Source organism: Polyangium sorediatum (assembly GCF_029946465.1).
Classification (GTDB): domain Bacteria; phylum Myxococcota_A; class Polyangia; order Polyangiales; family Polyangiaceae; genus Polyangium; species Polyangium fumosum.
In genome coordinates, this window is record NZ_JARZHI010000026.1 from 30,878 (window position 1) to 48,589 (window position 17,712).

Sequence of the window (17,712 nt, forward strand, 5' to 3'; positions counted from 1 at the left end):
TGTACGCGCGGCGGGGGGCCACACGAGGGCTCCGCGCGAGATCACAGGAGCTTGGTGCAGATGAGCAAATGGCTACTCAGCGCGAGCGCCTTCGTGCTGCTGTCGGGCGCCTTCGGATGTACGCCGCCGAAGGTCGTCACACAGATCACGAGCGCTCGTGACCAGATGAAATTCCTGGTCGTCCAGGGCAACTCGCAGCAGGTCGTCAAGTGCCAGGTGGGCGCGGACGGCGCGCTTTCCGGATGCAAACCGATGCAGCTCGTCCTTCAGGACGAGGATTGAGAGGAGTCACCATGTCCCGCATCCCGATGGCGCTCGCCTCTCTCGCGCTCGTGGCGCTCTCGACGGGTTGTGTCTCGCGCACGATCACCCGCTTCGAGGACAACCAGAAGAGCCCCGTGACCGCGCTCGAGGTCAGCAAGTTCGAGAATTACCTCTTCTTCGCGAAGAAGACGCACCAGTTCTACCTGTGCCAGGACACGGGGGACAAACTGATCTGCAAGCTGTCGTGTGACGGCCAGAACGACGTCGTCTGCCCGCAGGCGGGCGGCACGTATTCTGGCGCGACGACGAACGTCCGCTGAGAAAGGAGACGCACGATGAAATCGATTCGTATCGCGCTCGTCGCGCTGCTCGCGCTCGCCGGCGTCGCGTGTGGACCGCCCCCGAAGATCCTGACCTCGCAGACGTTCCTGGGCCCCGAGAAGGTGTACCAAGAGCGCATCCAGAACACGGGCCAGGTCGATCCCTCGACGAAGAAGCAGCTCTTCAACTTCTCCGTCACCGTGTGTGACGTCACCGACACCGGCTCCGCGAATTGCAAGGAGACCAAGGTGCTCGACAACGTCCTTCCCGAGAGCATTTACTGACAGGAGGAGCGACTGCCATGAAGAAACTTCTTTGGGCCTGCGCGGCGCTCTGCCTGCTGACTGGCGTCGGGTGTTCGAACCAGGTCCGTTACCGCACGGCCGGTCACTGGATGTCGACGGCGGACGGCAAGCCCGTCCTCTACCAGACGTTCCTCGAGGGCACGTGCTCCAGCGGCTTCGCCGGCTTCGGCAAGGGCTGCTCGGACACGAACTCGAAGCTCAAGCGCTGCACGCTGAACCCCGACAACACGCTCACCTGCGTGGACGACACGACCGCGAACGCGATGCTCAACAAGGACCTCCCCGAGCGTTGATTCAGGGCCCTCGCAAAAGAGGGCCCCGATCAAATGCTTCGAGGATCTCGTCCCACGCCGCTCCATCCCGGAGCCCGAGCGTCTCCCGCCTCGCCGAAAGACACGCCTCGCTGCCGGCCACGAAGGCCCGGCAGTCCCCGGGGCGAATCTCGTAAATCGTGCACCGTTTGTCCGAGCCGAGCAATTGGCACCGGCCCTCCGCCAAACGAAGCGTGACCCGCCCGTCCCGCGACCGCTTCACGTACGCCCGGCCCGTGAGGTCCCTGCGGCCCGCGGCGCGGAACCGCGCGAGGTCGTGCTCGTCGAGCCGCACGTCCGCGTCGTGGCAGCAGGCCGCGCAGGTCGTGCAATCGAGCGGCATCTCGCGCGTGGGCCCCTCGTGCAGCGCATCACGCGCGCACCAGTCGAGCACGGCGGGCCGGAAGCGGGGCCGGATCCGCACGCGGGCGAGGCCGGCCGCCGGGCCGGTCTTCACGCGCTGGAATCGCCGCTGCTCCAGGGTGAGCAGGGCGCAGAGGCCGAGCTCGGTGAGCTTTCCCTGCTCGGTCAGGCCGAGGAGGATCTGCACCGAATCCCGGTCGTCCACGATCGCCGCGTGCCCGCCCGCGCGCACGTGGGCCGCGGCGCGCGCGAGAAAGCGCGGCCGGAACCTGCGCCAGACGGGGCGCTCCACGGGCGGCGCGGACATGTCGCCCCTATAACGTGCGCGGCGCCGGGAGGGGGACCTTTTCCGGCAACATGATTATGATCGGAGGGATGGCTGCCGAGCGCTCGGATCGATCCCACCGGAAAATCTTCATCATGAAGACGGGCGAGCCCGTCCCCAAGGTGCGCGAGCGCCGCGGCGAGTTCGCGGATCTCATCACCTCCGTGATCGGCGACGCCTGGAGCGGAGGTTTCGAGACCTTCGACGCCCGCGAGGGCGGGCCGCCGGACCTGCGCGACGCCGCCGCCCTCGTGATCACCGGCTCGGCGGCGAACGTGCCCACCCGCGAGCCCTGGATGCTCGCCACCGAGGGCTATTTGCGGGAGGTCGTGGGCCTCGGCGTGCCCACGTTCGGGATTTGCTTTGGGCACCAAATTCTCGCCCAGGCGCTCGGGGGCGAGGTGCAGCGGAACCCGCGCGGCCGGGAGATCGGCTCGCGGGCGATCCACAGGCTCGCGGACGACCCGATCTTCGACGGCCTGCCCCAGGTCTTCACGGCGAACGTGACGCACGTGGACACGGTCGTGCGGCTGCCGCGCGGGGCGACGGCGCTCGCGAAGAACGACCTCGAAGACCACCACGCGATCCGCTTCACCGAGACCTGCTACGGCGTGCAGTTCCACCCCGAGCTCGATGCCGACGTGATGCGCGGCTACATCGAGCACCGCTGGGAGGTCCTCGCCGGCGAGGGATTTTCCGTGGAGACGCTGCACGCCGCGATCGAAGAGGGCGACTTCGGGCGGCGCACGCTCGTGAACTTCATCCGCCACATCCTCCCGCGCGACGCGCGCTGACGTTTCGCGTGATGCTCGCGCGACGTTACGTCAGCATCGTAAAAAACTGACTCGTGGGTCAGGTCCGGACGAACCCCTCTGGAGGGATGGAATGACCGGCCGGTCTGCGGCGCGTTATGCGCTCTTTTTGCGGGTCTTGCGGGGCGCCGGGGGGACCGAGACGGGCGGATCGAGGGCGCGATCGATGCGCAGGTAGCCGCGCTGCAGGAGGCGAAAGATCTGCTCGACGAGCTGCTCGCGGGGCCACGCCTGGCCGCGATCGGTGCTCTCGGTGAAAATTTCTTTGAGCGCGCCGACGGTGAACGTCGCGTACATCGAGGTGTCGCCTTCGGCCACGATTCCGAGGCGCTGGCCCTCGTCGAGGCTCATGCGGAGGAGCGTCTTCACGCCGTCGTAGAAGGAGCGGATTTTCGCGGCGAAGGCGGGATCGAGGCCCGGCGCGAAGGAGAGCAGGAGCTGCGTGAGCGCGGGGTCGTCGAGCAGGACGGCCACGATGCCGCGGATGTTGTGCTTGATCTGCGCCTCGATGTCGCCCTGCGTGTCGACCGTGAGGATCGCGGCCCCGAGGCGCGAGAAGAGCCCGTCGACGAGCTCCACGAAGACCGAACGCTTGTCGGGGAAGTAGAGATAAAACGTGCCCTTGGCGACGCTCGCCCGGGCCACGATGTCGTCGACCTTCGCCGCGTGATAGCCCTTCGTCGCGAAGACGTCGCGAGCCGCGCGGAGGAGCTCGAGACGGCGCTCGGCCTTGTCCATGAAGGGCCTTGTACCACCTCACCCGCGTGACGCGCACAACGGATGCGCCCCAGGCGAGCGGGCTCTTCCTTGCCCCGATCCGGACCCCATGATACCCCATTCTGACTGACTGGACAGTCAGTCGGGGGCAAACGGGACGGGAGTGAGACCGCATGGAGAGTCGTGATCCGGTGGTGGTCGGGATCGACGTGGGCTCGACGACGGTGAAGGCCGTCGTGCTCGATCCGGGGACGCTCGAGATTCTCTGGAGCGATTACCAGCGCCATCAGACGAAGCAGCCCGAGAAGGTGCTGGAGATGCTCCAGCAGATCGAGCAGGCGTTTCCGGACTCGCCCCGCGCCGCGTGGCGCGTGTTCATGACGGGCTCGGGCGCGGCGCCGCTTTGCCCCTCGCTCGGCGCGAAGTTCGTCCAGGAAGTCAACGCCGTGACGCTCGCCGTGGAGAAGCTCCACCCGGACGTGGGGAGCGTGATCGAGCTCGGCGGTCAGGACGCGAAGATCATCATCTTCAAGAAGGACGAGAAGACCGGCGACAAGACCGCGGCGCCGTCGATGAACGACAAGTGCGCCTCGGGCACGGGCGCGACGATCGACAAGTGCATGATCAAGGTGGGTTTGCCCCCCGAGGTCGTGCGCGAGATCCACTTCGACGACTCGAAGCTGCACCACGTCGCGGCGAAATGCGGCGTGTTCGCCGAGACGGACATCGTGAACCTCGTGAAGAGCGGGATCCCGTCGACGGAGATCCTGTGCTCGCTCGCGGACGCGATCGTCCTGCAGAACCTGTCCGTACTGACGCGCGGGTCAACCTTGAAACACAGGGTGATCCTGCTCGGCGGGCCGAACACGTACCTGCCATTTTTGCAGGAGTGCTGGCGCAAGCGCATCCCCGAGACGTGGGACGAGCGCGGCTACGCGTGGCCGAAGGACCGGCCGATCGAGGAGACGATCTTCGTCCCGGAGAACGCGCAGTACTACGCGGCCTACGGCGCGTGCGTGTACGGGCTGCGTGAGGCGGCCGAGGTGGGTCTGTACGTGGGGACGGACGGGCTCGTCGACTACATGAAGAACGGGCGCAAGGCGCGGCTCGGCGAGAGCGCGGGGCCGCCGCTCGTCCGGACGAGCGACGAGATCGACGACTTCCGCAAGCTCTACGCGATCCCGCGCTTCAAGCCGATGCAGCTCGAAGCTGGGAAGGTCGTGCGCGGGGTCATCGGCGTGGACGGCGGGTCGACGTCGTCGAAGGCGGTGCTCGTCGACGAGGACGGCGAGATCGTCTGCAAGGCCTACCAGCTCTCGAAGGGCAACCCCATCCAGGACACGAAGGAGCTGCTCGCGCAGCTCCGCGCGTACGTGCAGGGGCAAGGCGCGACGCTCGAGGTGCTCGGCTTCGGGGCCACGGGCTACGCGGCGGACGTGCTGCAAGAGACGATGCGCGCGGACGTGAACATCGTCGAGACCGTGGCGCACATGATGAGCGCAGTGCGGTACTTCGGCGACGTCGACGTGATCTGCGACATCGGCGGGCAGGACATCAAGGTCCTGTTCATGAAGAACGGCGACATCGCGAACTTCCGCCTCTCGAACTCGTGCTCGGCCGGCAACGGGATGCTGCTGCAGGCGATGGCCGATCAGTTTGGCCTCAAAGTGACGGAGTACGCGGACACGGCGTTCCAGGCCGAGCTCGCGCCGAAGTTCAGCTACGGCTGCGCGGTCTTCCTCGACACGGATCGGGTGAACTTCCAGAAGGAAGGGTTCTCGAAGGAGGAGCTCTTGGCCGGGTTGGCCCAGGTCCTCCCGAAGAACGTCTGGCAGTACGTCGTGCAGATCCCGCGGCTCGCGTCGCTCGGGCGGAGGTTCGTCCTGCAGGGCGGCACGCAGTACAACCTCGCCGCGGTCAAGGCGCAGGTCGACTACATCAAGGAGCGCGTGCCGGACGCGGAGGTGTTCGTCCACCCGCACACGGGTGAGGCGGGCGCGATCGGCGCGGCGTTCGAGACGCTGCGCGTGATCAAGCGACGCGGGACGAGCACGTTCATCGGGCTCGATGCCGCGATCGACCTCAAGTACCACACGAAGAACGACGACGAGACCGTCTGCCACTTCTGCCCGAACGAGTGCAAGCGGACGTTCATCGACGCAGAGCGGCCCGACGGATCAACGGCTCGGTACATCTCGGGCTTCTCCTGCGAGAAGGGCACGGTCGAGAGCGAGGACGCGATGCTCGCGCTCGTGGCCGATCGGAAGAAGATCGCGAAGCAGTTCCCGAACTGCGTCGACTACGAGTCGAAGCTCGCGTTCCGGAGCTTCCACAAGGGCAACGCGATGCCCGCGGACGGGACGCCGATCAAGGACTTCGTCGTGAAGAAGGGTCTGTTCAGCGTGCGTCGCGTGGAGACGACGCGGCCGTTCCGGCGGAGCGGGACCGCGGTGCAGGAGCGGCTGCGCCGGACGCGCATCGGCATCCCGCGCGTCTTGAACCTCTACTCGACGGGCCCGTATTTCCGGGCCTACTTCGAGGCGCTCGGGATCCTGAAGCAGAACGTGATCTTCAGCGACGAGACGACCGAAGAGATGTGGGTCGAGGGCGGGAAGTACGGCTCGGTCGATCCGTGCTTCCCGTCGAAGGTGACGCAGGCGCACATCCACAACCTGCTGTTTCACCATCACTCCGCGGACAAACCGCTGAAGTACATCTTCTTCCCGATCCTCACGCACGTGCCGAGCTTCGGGAAGAACGTGATGGACAACGCGAGTTGCCCGATCGTCGCGGGCGTGCCCGACGTGATGAAGGCGGCGTTCACGAAGGAGGTCGACTTCTTCGCGACGCGCGGGATCGAGTACCTGGATCCGCCGCTCACGTTCGCCGAGCCGATGCTTACAGCGCGGCGCATGTACGAGTGCTGGGGGCCGCGGCTCGGGATCACGGAGGACGAGAGTGATCACGCGCATCGCGAGGCGATGGCGGCGCTCGCGGGCTTCGAGCGAGAGCTGCAGGAGAAGGGGCGCGCGATCCTGGAGACGGTCGAGGCGGAGAACCGCGTGGCGATCCTGATGATCGGCCGGCCGTACCACTCGGATCCGGGGCTGAACCACGGGATCCCGGAGGAGTTCCAGGTGCTCGGCTACCCGATCCTCAGCGTGCGCTCGATCCCGCGGGACGACGACTACCTGCGTCGTTACTTCCGGGAGGAGTACGCGCGTGGGCAACACCCGCTCGACATCAACGACGTGTGGCCGGAGAACTACTCGGCGAACAGCGCCCAGAAGGTGTGGGCCGTGAAGTTCGCCGCGCGGCACCCGAACGTCGTCTTGCTCGATCTGTCGAGCTTCAAGTGCGGCCACGACGCGCCGACGTACGGCATCGTGGACGGGATCGTGTCGTCGAGCGCGACGCCCTACGCGGCGCTGCACGACATCGACGCGAACAAGCCCGGCGGCTCGATCAAGATCCGCGTGAAGACGTACGCGCACAGCCTGAAGCTCTACCAGGAGTCGCTGGAAGACCTCGCGAAGAAGAAGGCGGAGCTCTCGCACAACATCGACAAGAAGCGGCTGGAGCTCTTGCAGCTCAAACAAACGCAGCTCGCGGAGCGACGGGCGTCGGATCCGGAGCTGGAGAAGCAGATCATGGATCTCTCGGCGAAGGTGCGGGCGTACGAGGCGCCCCCGCCGGCCCCGCCCGAGCCGCCGAAGGGCCTCGTTCAGCTCAAGAAGAAGCGCGCCGACGGCAGCGTCGTGTCGGTTTGACGTCGAAGGAGTCACGGAGGAATCGATGGAAACTGCGGTCCAGAAGACGCGGCTGCCGATCATGGGCAGCGCCAAGCAGTCGAAGGTCGACGAGGCTCTCGAAGCCGAGCTTCGCGCATTCGAGGAGGCGGAGCGCGAGCGCCTCGGCATCAAGGCCGAGCGCAAGCAGTGGGTCGACACGATGCTCAACCCGCAGGTGAAGCGGAATGAGCGCGAGAACGTGACGCTCCTGATCTCGGGCCTCACGGCGGCGCAGGACTTCCTCGTGGAAGGCGCGCTCGGCGGCCTCGGCTACAAGATCAAGAACATCGGCTGCCCGGATCAGGAAGGCCTGCAGGTCGGCAAGGAGTTCGGCAACCGCGGGCAGTGCAACCCGACGTACTTCACCGTGGGCAACCTGGTGAACTACCTGATCAAGCTGCGCGACGAGCAGGGTTTGACCAGCGAGGAGGTCATCAAGAACTACGTGTTCCTGACGGCCGGCGCGTGTGGTCCCTGCCGCTTCGGGATGTACGTGACGGAGTACCGGAAGGCGCTGCGCGACGCGGGCTTCGACGGCTTCCGGGTGATGCTGTTCCAGCAGACCGGCGGCCTGTCGCAGGCGACGGGCGACGACGTGGGCATCGACATGAACCCCGCGTTCTTCGTGGGGATCGTGAAGGGCATCGTGTGCGGCGACGTGCTGAACGCGCTCGGCTACCGCATCCGGCCCTACGAGGTGGTGCCCGGCGCGACGAACAAGGCGCTCGAAGAGGCCAAGCGCATCATCTACAAGTCGCTGCACGACCAGACGAACGTGTTCGTGGCGCTCTACAAGTGCCGCAAGCTCTTCGAGGCGATCGAGGTCGACCGGCTGCGGGTGCGCGCGAAGACGTCGATCATCGGCGAGTTCTGGGCGATGACGACGGAGGGCGACGGCAACTACCAGCTCCAGAAGTTCCTCGAGAGCGAGGGCGCCGAGAACGACATTCAGCTCACGACGGCGTGGCTGCTCTACAACGTGTGGGAGGTCCGGCACGACACGCAGGATCGCGAGGTGCTGCGCGGCGTGGACGAGGGGACGAACAGCCTGAAGGACCATCAGGGCGAGTTCGACGTGGCGAAGCGGATCGCGACGATGCGCCTCGCGGAAGGCGCGCTGAAGCTCGGCTTCCAGGCGTTCGCGCAGCCGATCGGCCTGCACGACTACCACCTGCCGGACATGGACCTCGTCGCGAAGGTGGCCGAGGACTACTACTCGAACGACCTGCGCGGCGGCGAAGGGCACATGGAGGTCGGCAAGCTGATCGTGAACACGGTGCGCGCAAAGGCGCACATCACGGTGAGCGTGAAGCCGTTCGGATGCATGCCGTCGTCGGGCGTCTCCGACGGCGTGCAGTCGCTGATCACCGGCAAGTACCCGGGCACGATCTTCTGCGCGGTCGAGACGAGCGGCGACGGCGCGACGAACTTTTACTCGCGCATCCAGATGTACATGTTCAAGGCGCGGATCGCGGCCGAGCAGGAGCTCGAGCGCGTGCTCGCCGAGCAGGGCGTGACGATCGACGAGGTGCGCGCGTTCCTCGACGCGAACCCGAAGTACAAGAGCGCGCTCTACTATCCGCCCCACCGCGTCGCGGGGACGGCGGCAAACCTGGTCTACGTGGTGGCGCCGCTCATCAAGAAGTCGGCCGCAGAGCGCGCGATCGACAAGGCGAAGCACACCGCCGAGGCGCTGCGCGAGGCGGCCGTGAGCGCGCCCGGGGCGATCGCCGAGGTCTACCGGAAGGCGACGGATCCCGAGACGATCGCGAAGGTCCGCGAGGACGCGCTCGTCCTCCGGGACATCGTGCGCGGCAAGGCGATGGACCGGTTCCGTCCACTCTTGCAGCAGCTCATGGGCAAGGCCGTGTTCGAGAACAACCCCGAGATCCGGACGACGACCTACGAGCCGATCGCCGCGGAGTGATCGGCCCCTCGCGCCTCCTGTCTTGACCACCGCGTGACCCCCTGCGACCGTGGGGCATGGCTCCGGAAGAAGAGAAGACGACCCTGACCGTGGGCGTCGTGCTCACGTCGGATCCAGAGGGGTCACGCGCGTCGCTCGCATCGTTCTGCAAAGCGCTCTCGGACGCGACGGGCTTCGAGGTGAACGGCCTCGGAGGCTGGAACTACAACACGCTGCTCGAAGCCCTGGAGACGGGCGAGGTCGATCTCGCCTGGTTGCCGCCGCTCGTGGCGATGCGCGCGACGAGCCGCGCGCGCGTGATGCCGATCGTGCTGCCCGTGCGGAACGGGGCGTCGTCGTACAGGACGGCGCTGTATGCGCCGCAGAGCTCGCCGATCCGCGAGATCAGCGATCTCCAGGGGCTCCGCGCGGCGTGGGTCGATCGGCAGAGCGCCGCCGGGTACATCGTGCTCCGGGCGCACCTTCGCTCGCTCGGGGTGGACCTCGATCGCGCCTTCCGCGAGAACCTCTTCTTCGGCTCGCACGGCGAGGTGGCGCGCGCGGTGCTCCAGGGCTCCGCGGACGTGGGCGCGACGTTCGTGCACGTGGAGCCGGATCCGAGCCATCCACGCGGCGAGCGCGTGGTGCGCGCTGGATGGGAAGCCGCAGACGTGCACGTGATCACGTGCGCAGGGCCGATCCCGGCGGACGTGATGGCCGCGAGCGTGCGCGTGCCGGTGGCGACGATGCGCAAGGTGCAGCGGGCGCTCGTGGGCAGCGGAGACGACGAGCTCGGTCGGGCCGCGCGAACGCTGTTCGGCGCGGAGGGGTTCGTCGTGGCGTTGAGCGAGCACCTGGATCCGCTCGCGAAGCTCATCGCGAAGCAGGAGTCCGAGGGCTAACGCGCGTTCGTCTGCGGCGCCTTTCCTCGTTCGAGGTCACGCAGGGCCGCGTCGAGGGCGTCGGCCGACGCGAGGCCGAAGTTGCGGAAGACCTCGCGGCCCTGGGGATCGAGGATGACGAGGCTCGGGACGTGGTGAAGCCCCTGGAACGGCCCCGCGCCCGCGATCGTGGCCTCGTCGGCCATGGCGACCGGATACGGCGGATCGACGACCTTCGCGAAGGACTCGACGAGCAGCTTGTGGTGCGGCGGTTCGAGGACAACGAGGCCGGCGTTGATGCGCGGGACGTGCCGCCGCACGAGGGTCGAGAGGAAACGCGCCTGCGCGTGGGACGAGTCGTCGTAGGTCGCGACGAACGCGATCACAGAGAAGCGGCCCGCGACGGTGTCGGTGGACAAGGTGCCGCCGTCGAGCGTCTCGTAGGAGAAGAAGACGCGCGGGCCGCGCGCGAGAGGCTGCGTGGGCGCGTCGGGCGAAGGCGTGGACGAGCACGCGATCGGCGCCGCGAGGAGGGCGAGGAGCAGCGCGTACCTAGCGCGGATCATCGATCGCCTCGAAGTCGGCGTCGAAGAGGTCGGCGAACTCGCGCAGCGACGCAGGCAGCTCGCGACCGCGACGGCGATGGGCGAGGATCGCATGCGCGAGCTCCTCGACGACGGGGGTGAGCGGCGTGGTTTCGAGCAAGATGCCGTCGACGACGGCGCCGCTGCGAGGCGCGTCACCCTCGCTGAGGAGGCAGTCGTGCCGGGCCCAGAAAAAGCCTTCGTCGGGCAGGTAGCGGCACCAGAGGACACGAACGAAGCGGAGGTAGACAGGCTGGACGAGCGCGACGACACGCGCGCCACCGCGCGCCATGCCCGAGAGCGCGCGAATGGGCCTGTCGCGCCACGCGGAGGTGTCGCCGAGGACGATGGCCTCCTCCATGCGCGCGCGGCGGTCGGGATCGGCCTCGACGGCGAGGAGCGGGGCATAGAGGGCGACGAGGGGAACGGACAAACCGGGCGCGTCTTCGGCGAGCGCGTCGAGCCAAGCATCGCGGGCTTCGGGCGCGAGGCCGGCATAAACGTCAGCCGCGGCGAGGGCCGCGTCAGCGTCGTTGGCGAGGGCGCCGAGCCACTCGCGCCAAGCCGCGAGGATACGAGGCTCGGGGTTTCCAGGCTCCTGCGGCTCGGTCATCGATCCCTCTCCGCTTCGACCTCGGGATGGACGCGCGCGTCGATCTCCCGCACGAGATCGTCGAGCAGCTCGACGAGATCCTTTTCGCGATCGGGCGGCACAGCCACGACGAGCTCGCCGCCTCGCTCGGCGAAGAGGGTACCGAGGCCCTCGCTCGCTTCGAGGATGCCCTTCAAAAAAACGACATCCGCGGGGCGAACGTCGACACGACGCACGAGCATGCCCGCCGAGACCTCGGAAATCGGGAGCGCGCGTCGCCGCCTTTCTGGACCGCCGTGGCCAGGGCTTCGCGCTGCGGAAGGCGCTTGGTCGGCGTGCGGCGTGCAGGCGCCATGGGAGGGAGGCGCCGTGTCGGGCGAGGGCATGGGACGGAACAGGTAAGCACCGCCCGAGGCCGGGATCCAGCACGGGCACCACCCGCCGCGCGTGATGCGCCGGGGCGGCCTCTCCAGCAGAGGAAGCGTCGCTCCCGCCGTGCTCGTCGAGGCAAAGGCGCTAGATTCGTGCCGCCATGTCGTACGGGAAAGACGATCGGGTTGCCGAAGTCGCTTGCGATCCGCGGAGCCGGGACGGGAAGCCCGGGTGGGAGGACGAACCCAGGCGCGTGCACGCGTTCGGCGCCCCCGCCCGCGTGCCCCGGAAAACCGAGGAAGAAGAGGACGACGACATGGATCTGCCGCCGCTCGACACGGACCCCGACGGCGGGGACGACGAGGCCACAGGCGGCGATTTCGACGACGCGCTGCCGGATCTACGCGACGACGGGGGAGATCCGCTCGACGACGCGAATGCCCAGGATCTCGACGTGGGACTCGACGTCGAGGACGACGCGGACGCGGCAGCGGGCGACGACGCGGAGGAAGGCGTCGACGTCGGCGCGCTCGACGAGGACCTGGCGACGCTCGACAGCGAGGAGAGCGCGGTCGGTGATGATCGGGACGAAGGCGCGTACGGCGACGACGACGCGGCGGATCTGGAGCTCGACGCGACCCAGGACGACGGCGGCGCGGAAGGGACGGGCGAGAGCGCGGAGAACGACATCGACGAGTCGGCGCTGCCGGAGCTCGACGAGAGCGCAAACGACGAGGCCGACGACGACGCGCTCGCCGACGAGCTGCTCGAAGAAGCGGCGCGTGAGAAGTTGCCGCCGTGGGCGCCGAGCCGGTTCGTGGTGCTCGAAGGCGCCGGCGCGCCCGTGCCATGCACCGCGGTGACAGTGTGCGGGGGGCGCGTGCTCGCCGCAGGGGACGTGGTGCTCGTGGTGGACGAGGGCGCGCACGCGGCGCGGCAAACGGGGCTCGATACGCCGAGCACGGCTGTCGTCGCGACGGACGAAGTGACGGTGGTGGCATCGGCGCGCGGCGGGCTGCTCGTGAGCCGCGATGGATGCGCGTCGGCGACGCCGGTCGCAGGGTTCCGATCGGGGAAGGGCCCCGTGGAGCTCGCGGCGACGCCGGGGCGGATCTGGGCCCTGCACGAGGGATCGCTCTGGTCGATGACGGGTCGCGAAGGGACGCCGGTGCTCGCGCGGGAGGGCGGAGTGCGGGCGATCAAGGCCGCGGGCGGTACACTCGTGGTGTTGGCGACGCGGCCCGACGGCGCGGCGATCGAGCGGCTGCGCGGCGATGACGAGGCCTGGCAAAGGGCGCCGCTCGAAGGCGCGGCGGCCGATCTCGCGGCGCGGGCTCCGAGGCCTGACCTGGCCGTCGCGACGGCGGGGAAGCTCGTGGCGATCGTGTCGCCGCGCGGGCTGCTCCTATCGAACGACGGTGGGCATTCGTTCGAGTCGATCGATCTGCACGACGTGCTCGGCGCGTGCTTCGCAGGCGACGAGGAGGATGCGCCGCTCTACGCGCTGGTGGCGCCGAGGGGCGCCGCGACGTCATACGTGGTGCGCGTGGGCGAAGACGGCGACGTGTCGCGTGTCGCGGAGCTACGCGGGCAAGACGGCACGGGCCTCGGCGAGGCGTCGATCGCTTGGGACGGCGCGCGCGAGCTCGTCTGGATCGCGAGCCGCCTCGGGCTCGTCGCGCTCGGCCCGGCGCGGCCGCACTGACAGCGGGGATCAGCTCTCGACGAAGGCGTGGTGCAGTGTGCGCTGCGCCTCGGCGAGGGCGCTCGCGGGGACGACGGCGCTGAGCCGGAGCGGCGTCGCAGTGAGGGCGCTCGGGGTCGCGGAGACGCCGCGGAGCGCGGCGAGGAAACGCACGAGGGGCTCGGTCGTCGCGGCCAGGCCATCCCCCACGACGCTGACCACGGCCACGTCCTCGACGAGCGCGAGCGACGGCAAGGCGCCCGTGAGCCGCTGCTTGGCGCCGCGCCAATCGGGCACGTTGAGCAGCGACACCACGAAGCTCGCGCCGCGCTCGTTCACCGCGAGGTCCTTCAAAGGCACCTTCGCTTCGCCGGCGACACGCAGGAGATCGTCGAGCCGCGCCACGTCGGCCAGGCTCCCAAGCGCGACGTTGCCTTCGCCGACGACGGCGCGGGCGCGGAGGTCCTCGCGCGGACCGAACTTGCGCACCACGGTCTGCCGCGCCCCCTCGTCCTCCGCGTCGAACGTCGAGCGCGCGTAGATCGCGATGTTCGCGCGGCGCGCCCACTCGACGGCCTGCGCGCAGAGGACCTTCGCGCCGCTCTCGGCCATCTCCTGCAGCATGGCGTGGTCCAGCTCGGGCAGGTGCTTCGCGTCGGGCACGACGCGCGGATCGGCCGAGTAGACGCCGTCGACGTCGCTGTAGATCTCGCACCGCTCGGCTTCGAGCGCGGCGGCGAGCGCGACGGCGGTGGTGTCAGAGCCGCCGCGGCCGAGGGTCGTGATCTCGCGCCGGTAGCTCATGCCCTGGTAGCCGGCGATGATCACGATCTGCCCGCGCGCGAGCTCGTCTTCGATGCGGTGCGGCCGGACCTCGATGATGCGCGCGTCGAAGTGGCGGTCGTTCGTGAGGATGCCGGACTGCGAGCCGGTGAAGGAGATCGCGGCCTCGCCACGCGCCTGGATCGCGATCGAGAGCAGCGCCATGGAGACGCGCTCGCCGGTGGAGAGGAGCATGTCGAGCTCGCGGCGCGGCGGATCGGCGGCGCCTCCGGCCTGGCTCGCGACCTGCCGCGCGAGCGAGAGCAGGCCGTCGGTCGTCTTGCCCATCGCGCTCACGACGACGACGACGTCGTTGCCCGCGCGCTTCGCGGCGACGACCCGATCAGCCACGCGCCCGAGCTTCTCGACGTCGGCCACCGAGGAGCCGCCGTACTTCTGGACGATGATCGGACGCCGCCTTCCGTTGGGCTCACTGCCTTGCACGCGGTACCTCGGAGAGAAAGGGGCACGCGAGCGCGCCTTCGTCGACCGCTAGCACGAGTCCAACGGAAGGGGCAAACACGCGGCGAGGCTAGTCTTCCTCGCTCGCCGCCATCATTTCGTAAAGCTCCGCCTCCGAGGGCCGGCCCTCGGCCCGCGCCGTCGACGCGAGCCGCTCGAGCACCGCGCGCTTTCGCGGCCAGAGCTCACGCCGAACCTCGTCGCCGCCCTCCTCGATGCGCGCCGAGAGGAGCGCGAAGAGCTCGAGATCGCGGCCGAGCCGCGCGAGCGCGTCGGCGAGGCGAAGCGCGACATCGTGATCGTGCGGGTTCGCGCGGAGCTTGTCGGTGAGGCGCTCGACGAGGATCTCGTCGCCCTCGTCGTCTTCCTCGTTCGTGGGCGCTTCCTCCATCGAACGAGCGGCCTCGACGGAGGGCGCGGGAGGCGTGAAGGAAGGCGCGCGCTCGGACGGCGCGATCTCTTCGACGGGGACGGGCGGAGGCGCGGCCTGGGGCGGAGGTGCGACGCGGCCAAGCTCGGTCGAGATACGGCGGAAGGCGGCGCCGATCTGGCGATCTCGCGGGCGCAGCCGGATCGCGACGCCGAGGTGGCGCTGCGCGGCTCGCAGATCCCCGCGGGCGTTCTCTTCGATGTCCGCAGCCTCGACGAGCATCGCGGCCACGGCCGCGGCACGATCGGGGTCGTCCGGAGAAACCGCCTCCGCCGCCTCACGCAGGCGAGCGAGCGCGAGCGAACCGCCCGCGAGATCCCCGAGCTCGGCGCGCCAACGACCTTCGAGAGCGCGCGCCTCCGCGGTCTGCACGAGCCCCGGTGGGATCGCACGAACACGCGCGATCGCGGCCGGACGATCGGACGCGTGCTCGACGAGCGCCCGCGCGAGCTCGATCTCGACCGAAGGCAAGGTGCGCCCCGCGCGCGCCGCGAGCGAGGCCGCACGCGCGAGCAGATCCAGGGCGCGCCGTCCTTCACCCGCAGCGCGGAGCGAGAGCGCGAGCCCGAGCGCAGCCTCGGGGCTGTCGGGCGCGTACCGGAGCGACCGCTCGAACAGCACGCGCGCCTCGGCCACATATCCGCGTGACAGGAATGCCTCGGCCGCGCGGCTCCAGATGCGATGGCGCGCCTCAGGGCCGCGGGCCGCGGCTTCGAGGTGCTCGGCGTCGGTCCGCGCGCCCTGTGCATCTCCCACGTCGAGCCGGGCCTCGATCCGCGCCCAGCGCGCATCCTCCAGCATCGGCGAGCGAACGACGGCTTGATCCAGCGCATCGAGCCGTGTCGCGAGCTCCGACGAGATCCGCGCGACCTCGAGCCATACGAGCGCCGCGAGCGGCCCGAACGCCTCGGCGTGCGCGGCGCGCGCGTACGCCGCGACCGCCCCGCCTTCGTCGCCGATCGCCGCGAGCAGCGCGCCCCCGAGCAGGCCCGCGTCGATCGCCGGGATCGCGTCGACCAGCGTCGAGAGCGCGGCCTCGGCCCGCTCTCCTTCAGCGACGTCGATCCACGCGATCCGCGAGGAAATCTCGGGGTGCCGCGGCGCGCGCTCCAGCGCGAGCAGGTACCGCCGCCGCGCCTCTTCGAGGTCCCCCGAGGCCGCGATCGCATCCGCATCCGCCGTGAGCTCGGCTTGCTCGATCGCGCGGATCGCCGCGGCCGCGAGCGCAGGCGGCGACGCGGTGGCATCCGCGCGCAGGGACAAACTCCCCTCCTCCACGGCCGGCGCTTCCCACCGCGCGCCGTGCACCGAAGGCGCGCGCGCGCCGGCCGCCGGCATCACGTGCCTGACGAGCGAGGCCACGGCGTCGGGCAGGATCACCGCGCTGCCTGCGAGGCGCCCGAAGGGCCGACAAACCTCGGCGAGCACGCGCAAAGCGAGCACATGCGGAGGCGCGCCGAGGCCCACGCCGCGCGCCCGCTCGGGCACGAGACGCACGTCTCGCTCGTTCGGCGCGATCACCAGGTCGAACGCGAGCGCCGCGCGCCCGAGCCGCATCCCGACGCGCAGCCCCAGCTCCGCCGCGACGATCCCGATCTCGGGCGTCCCTTCCCCGAGCACGCCCCGCGCGCGTGGCGCGACGAACGCCGCGAGATCCTCGGTCCTCGTCGACACGGCGAGCCGCCCGAGCACGCCACGTCGATGCCGGAACCGCGTCACGCCGCCCGTGAGATCCACCGGAAAACGCACGCTCGACAGCGCGATCGCGAGCTCGTCGACGACGAGCGGCCCTACGGCGAACGGCGCGTCGAGCTCGATCGAGAGTGTCCCGCGCTGCACCGAGAGCAGCAGGATCGGCCGATCCGTCGGGCGAGGCTTCGCCTCCGCGCTGCTGCTCCCCGTCGTCGTGGGGACGCGGAGCGGCTCAGCGCGTCCGAAGGGGCGCACCCGCCCTCCCGGCCCGACACCAAAAGCCACGCCCCGTAGCCTACCAAAGAGGCGCGTCCCACCGCGAATTTCCCGAGCGGAGAGCGACGACGACCGTTCGAAACGCAAACGGCCCCCGGGCTCGTTCGCCCGAGGGCCGCTGTTCATGGGGGCGGAAGGCGCTTCAGACGTCGCCCTTCGCGAGCTTGTCCTTCATCTTCTTGATGAGCGCCGGGAAGCCGTCTTTCTTGACGATCTTGGTGAACTGGGAGCGGTAGCTCGACACCAGGCTCACGTCGTCCGTGATGATGTCCTTCACCCGCCACGCGCCGTTTTTCTCGGCCATCACGTAGGCGATCTCGACAGGCTCGCTCCGCGCGTCCTTCTTCGACACGGCGCGCGTCTTCACCACGATCGCGTCGCCCTTCTTCTCCTCGGCCGTGTATTCGATGTTGAAATCGAGCGTCTTCTTGAGGTTTCGCTCGTACGACTTGCGGACGAGCTGCTTCAGAAGGTCGCTGAACTCGGCCTTTTCCGCGTCGGAGCGGGCCGCCCACTCCGAGCCGAGCGAGGCCTCCGCGAGCGCCTGGTAATCGAGCAGCTCGTCGAACATCGCGCTGACCTTCGCGTCGTTCGAGGGCTTCTTGAGGAGATCGAACAAGGCCGTCTGCTTGGCCTTCACCACATCCGTCGCCGCTCCGGCATGTGCGAGGCCCGCAGCGCCCGCGAGCGACACGGCGAACGACAAGACCAACGCGCCGACAAAGTTCGTTCGTTTCACGTTCCAGCTCCTCCTGCCTCCACCGCCGTTCGCCGCCTGGGCGCCGCGGAACAGAGGGCAGAC

At 69.1% G+C, this 17,712-nt stretch carries 17 protein-coding genes; 9 read left to right on the plus strand and 8 right to left on the minus strand.

Annotated elements, in window-relative coordinates:
* Positions 1 to 60 precede the first annotated feature (60 nt).
* From QHF89_RS26490 to QHF89_RS26505, 4 genes are read left to right on the plus strand one after another with little or no spacing between them, the layout of a single operon-like run.
* Complete coding sequence (locus QHF89_RS26490) at positions 61 to 282, plus strand: hypothetical protein (protein WP_136932472.1); 222 nt, start codon at positions 61 to 63, stop codon at positions 280 to 282.
* A gap of 11 nt (positions 283 to 293) precedes the next feature.
* Complete coding sequence (locus QHF89_RS26495; protein WP_136932473.1) at positions 294 to 584, plus strand: hypothetical protein; 291 nt, start codon at positions 294 to 296, stop codon at positions 582 to 584.
* 15 nt (positions 585 to 599) lie between these two features.
* The gene (locus QHF89_RS26500) at positions 600 to 869 is read left to right on the plus strand and encodes a hypothetical protein (protein WP_136932474.1); all 270 of its coding nucleotides are present in this window, start codon (positions 600 to 602) and stop codon (positions 867 to 869) included.
* A 17-nt stretch (positions 870 to 886) separates the two neighbouring features.
* The gene (locus QHF89_RS26505; protein WP_136967750.1) at positions 887 to 1,183 is read left to right on the plus strand and encodes a hypothetical protein; all 297 of its coding nucleotides are present in this window, start codon (positions 887 to 889) and stop codon (positions 1,181 to 1,183) included.
* A gap of 1 nt (position 1,184) precedes the next feature.
* Here QHF89_RS26505 and QHF89_RS26510 read toward each other — a convergent pair whose 3' ends face one another.
* Positions 1,185 to 1,871 (minus strand): YkgJ family cysteine cluster protein, encoded by a 687-nt coding sequence (locus QHF89_RS26510; RefSeq protein WP_136967749.1) that lies wholly within the window; start codon positions 1,869 to 1,871, stop codon positions 1,185 to 1,187.
* Between the two features lie 68 nt (positions 1,872 to 1,939).
* Here QHF89_RS26510 and QHF89_RS26515 point away from each other — a divergent pair, with 68 nt between their 5' ends.
* Positions 1,940 to 2,683, plus strand: coding sequence for a glutamine amidotransferase (locus QHF89_RS26515; protein WP_136967748.1), 744 nt, complete (start codon positions 1,940 to 1,942; stop codon positions 2,681 to 2,683).
* Positions 2,684 to 2,797: 114 nt separating this feature from the next.
* On the opposite strand, the gene QHF89_RS26520 is transcribed toward QHF89_RS26515, so the two are convergent.
* Entirely contained in the window at positions 2,798 to 3,439 is a 642-nt protein-coding gene (locus QHF89_RS26520) for a TetR/AcrR family transcriptional regulator (RefSeq protein WP_136932478.1), read from the minus strand.
* A gap of 152 nt (positions 3,440 to 3,591) precedes the next feature.
* On the opposite strand from QHF89_RS26520, the gene QHF89_RS26525 reads away from it, so the two are divergent.
* Genes QHF89_RS26525 through QHF89_RS26535 form a run of 3 tightly spaced genes read left to right on the plus strand, consistent with a single transcriptional unit; the run spans position 3,592 to position 10,017 of the window.
* The gene (locus tag QHF89_RS26525) at positions 3,592 to 7,188 is read left to right on the plus strand and encodes a BadF/BadG/BcrA/BcrD ATPase family protein (protein WP_136967747.1); all 3,597 of its coding nucleotides are present in this window, start codon (positions 3,592 to 3,594) and stop codon (positions 7,186 to 7,188) included.
* Between the two features lie 25 nt (positions 7,189 to 7,213).
* The gene (locus QHF89_RS26530) at positions 7,214 to 9,136 is read left to right on the plus strand and encodes a 2-hydroxyglutaryl-CoA dehydratase (protein WP_136967746.1); all 1,923 of its coding nucleotides are present in this window, start codon (positions 7,214 to 7,216) and stop codon (positions 9,134 to 9,136) included.
* Positions 9,137 to 9,192: 56 nt separating this feature from the next.
* Positions 9,193 to 10,017: a phosphate/phosphite/phosphonate ABC transporter substrate-binding protein gene (locus tag QHF89_RS26535; protein ID WP_136932481.1), complete on the plus strand. Its 825-nt coding sequence runs from the start codon at positions 9,193 to 9,195 to the stop codon at positions 10,015 to 10,017.
* Here the strand turns inward: QHF89_RS26535 and QHF89_RS26540 are convergent.
* The 3 genes from QHF89_RS26540 to QHF89_RS26550 are packed head-to-tail and all read right to left on the minus strand — an operon-like array spanning position 10,014 to position 11,414.
* Positions 10,014 to 10,562, minus strand: a complete 549-nt coding sequence (locus tag QHF89_RS26540) for a thioredoxin domain-containing protein (protein WP_136967745.1) — start codon at positions 10,560 to 10,562, stop codon at positions 10,014 to 10,016. The two genes, QHF89_RS26535 and QHF89_RS26540, sit on opposite strands and share 4 nt — an antisense overlap.
* Positions 10,549 to 11,193 carry a hypothetical protein gene (locus QHF89_RS26545; RefSeq protein WP_136932483.1) on the minus strand — a complete coding sequence of 215 codons (645 nt, stop codon included), beginning with the start codon at positions 11,191 to 11,193 and terminating at the stop codon, positions 10,549 to 10,551. Before QHF89_RS26545 ends, QHF89_RS26540 begins: the two co-directional genes overlap by 14 nt.
* Positions 11,190 to 11,414 (minus strand): DUF4911 domain-containing protein, encoded by a 225-nt coding sequence (locus tag QHF89_RS26550; protein ID WP_284720959.1) that lies wholly within the window; start codon positions 11,412 to 11,414, stop codon positions 11,190 to 11,192. Before QHF89_RS26550 ends, QHF89_RS26545 begins: the two co-directional genes overlap by 4 nt.
* A 290-nt stretch (positions 11,415 to 11,704) precedes the next feature.
* On the opposite strand from QHF89_RS26550, the gene QHF89_RS26555 reads away from it, so the two are divergent.
* The gene (locus tag QHF89_RS26555; protein ID WP_136967743.1) at positions 11,705 to 13,249 is read left to right on the plus strand and encodes a hypothetical protein; all 1,545 of its coding nucleotides are present in this window, start codon (positions 11,705 to 11,707) and stop codon (positions 13,247 to 13,249) included.
* A 9-nt stretch (positions 13,250 to 13,258) separates the two neighbouring features.
* Here QHF89_RS26555 and QHF89_RS26560 read toward each other — a convergent pair whose 3' ends face one another.
* From QHF89_RS26560 to QHF89_RS26570, 3 genes are all read right to left on the minus strand, one after another.
* Positions 13,259 to 14,494, minus strand: coding sequence for an aspartate kinase (locus QHF89_RS26560; protein WP_136967742.1), 1,236 nt, complete (start codon positions 14,492 to 14,494; stop codon positions 13,259 to 13,261).
* 88 nt (positions 14,495 to 14,582) lie between these two features.
* Positions 14,583 to 16,919, minus strand: coding sequence for a hypothetical protein (locus QHF89_RS26565; RefSeq protein WP_136967741.1), 2,337 nt, complete (start codon positions 16,917 to 16,919; stop codon positions 14,583 to 14,585).
* A gap of 133 nt (positions 16,920 to 17,052) precedes the next feature.
* A complete protein-coding gene (locus QHF89_RS26570) occupies positions 17,053 to 17,649 on the minus strand; it encodes an MlaC/ttg2D family ABC transporter substrate-binding protein (RefSeq protein ID WP_232379801.1) in 597 nt (198 codons plus the stop codon).
* Positions 17,650 to 17,712: the final 63 nt, after the last annotated feature.

What these genes read in the sequence shown, in the direction of transcription:
- QHF89_RS26545 (WP_136932483.1), bottom strand. Translation starts at nt 11,193, where the DNA reads ATGACCGAGCCGCAGGAGCCTGGAAACCCCGAGCCTCGTATCCTCGCG.
- QHF89_RS26535 (WP_136932481.1), top strand. Translation starts at nt 9,193, where the DNA reads ATGGCTCCGGAAGAAGAGAAGACGACCCTGACCGTGGGCGTCGTGCTC.
- QHF89_RS26555 (WP_136967743.1), top strand. Translation starts at nt 11,705, where the DNA reads ATGTCGTACGGGAAAGACGATCGGGTTGCCGAAGTCGCTTGCGATCCG.
- QHF89_RS26510 (WP_136967749.1), bottom strand. Translation starts at nt 1,871, where the DNA reads ATGTCCGCGCCGCCCGTGGAGCGCCCCGTCTGGCGCAGGTTCCGGCCG.
- QHF89_RS26525 (WP_136967747.1), top strand. Translation starts at nt 3,592, where the DNA reads ATGGAGAGTCGTGATCCGGTGGTGGTCGGGATCGACGTGGGCTCGACG.
- QHF89_RS26495 (WP_136932473.1), top strand. Translation starts at nt 294, where the DNA reads ATGTCCCGCATCCCGATGGCGCTCGCCTCTCTCGCGCTCGTGGCGCTC.
- QHF89_RS26500 (WP_136932474.1), top strand. Translation starts at nt 600, where the DNA reads ATGAAATCGATTCGTATCGCGCTCGTCGCGCTGCTCGCGCTCGCCGGC.
- QHF89_RS26540 (WP_136967745.1), bottom strand. Translation starts at nt 10,562, where the DNA reads ATGATCCGCGCTAGGTACGCGCTGCTCCTCGCCCTCCTCGCGGCGCCG.
- QHF89_RS26505 (WP_136967750.1), top strand. Translation starts at nt 887, where the DNA reads ATGAAGAAACTTCTTTGGGCCTGCGCGGCGCTCTGCCTGCTGACTGGC.
- QHF89_RS26515 (WP_136967748.1), top strand. Translation starts at nt 1,940, where the DNA reads ATGGCTGCCGAGCGCTCGGATCGATCCCACCGGAAAATCTTCATCATG.
- QHF89_RS26530 (WP_136967746.1), top strand. Translation starts at nt 7,214, where the DNA reads ATGGAAACTGCGGTCCAGAAGACGCGGCTGCCGATCATGGGCAGCGCC.
- QHF89_RS26490 (WP_136932472.1), top strand. Translation starts at nt 61, where the DNA reads ATGAGCAAATGGCTACTCAGCGCGAGCGCCTTCGTGCTGCTGTCGGGC.
- QHF89_RS26520 (WP_136932478.1), bottom strand. Translation starts at nt 3,439, where the DNA reads ATGGACAAGGCCGAGCGCCGTCTCGAGCTCCTCCGCGCGGCTCGCGAC.
- QHF89_RS26550 (WP_284720959.1), bottom strand. Translation starts at nt 11,414, where the DNA reads ATGCTCGTGCGTCGTGTCGACGTTCGCCCCGCGGATGTCGTTTTTTTG.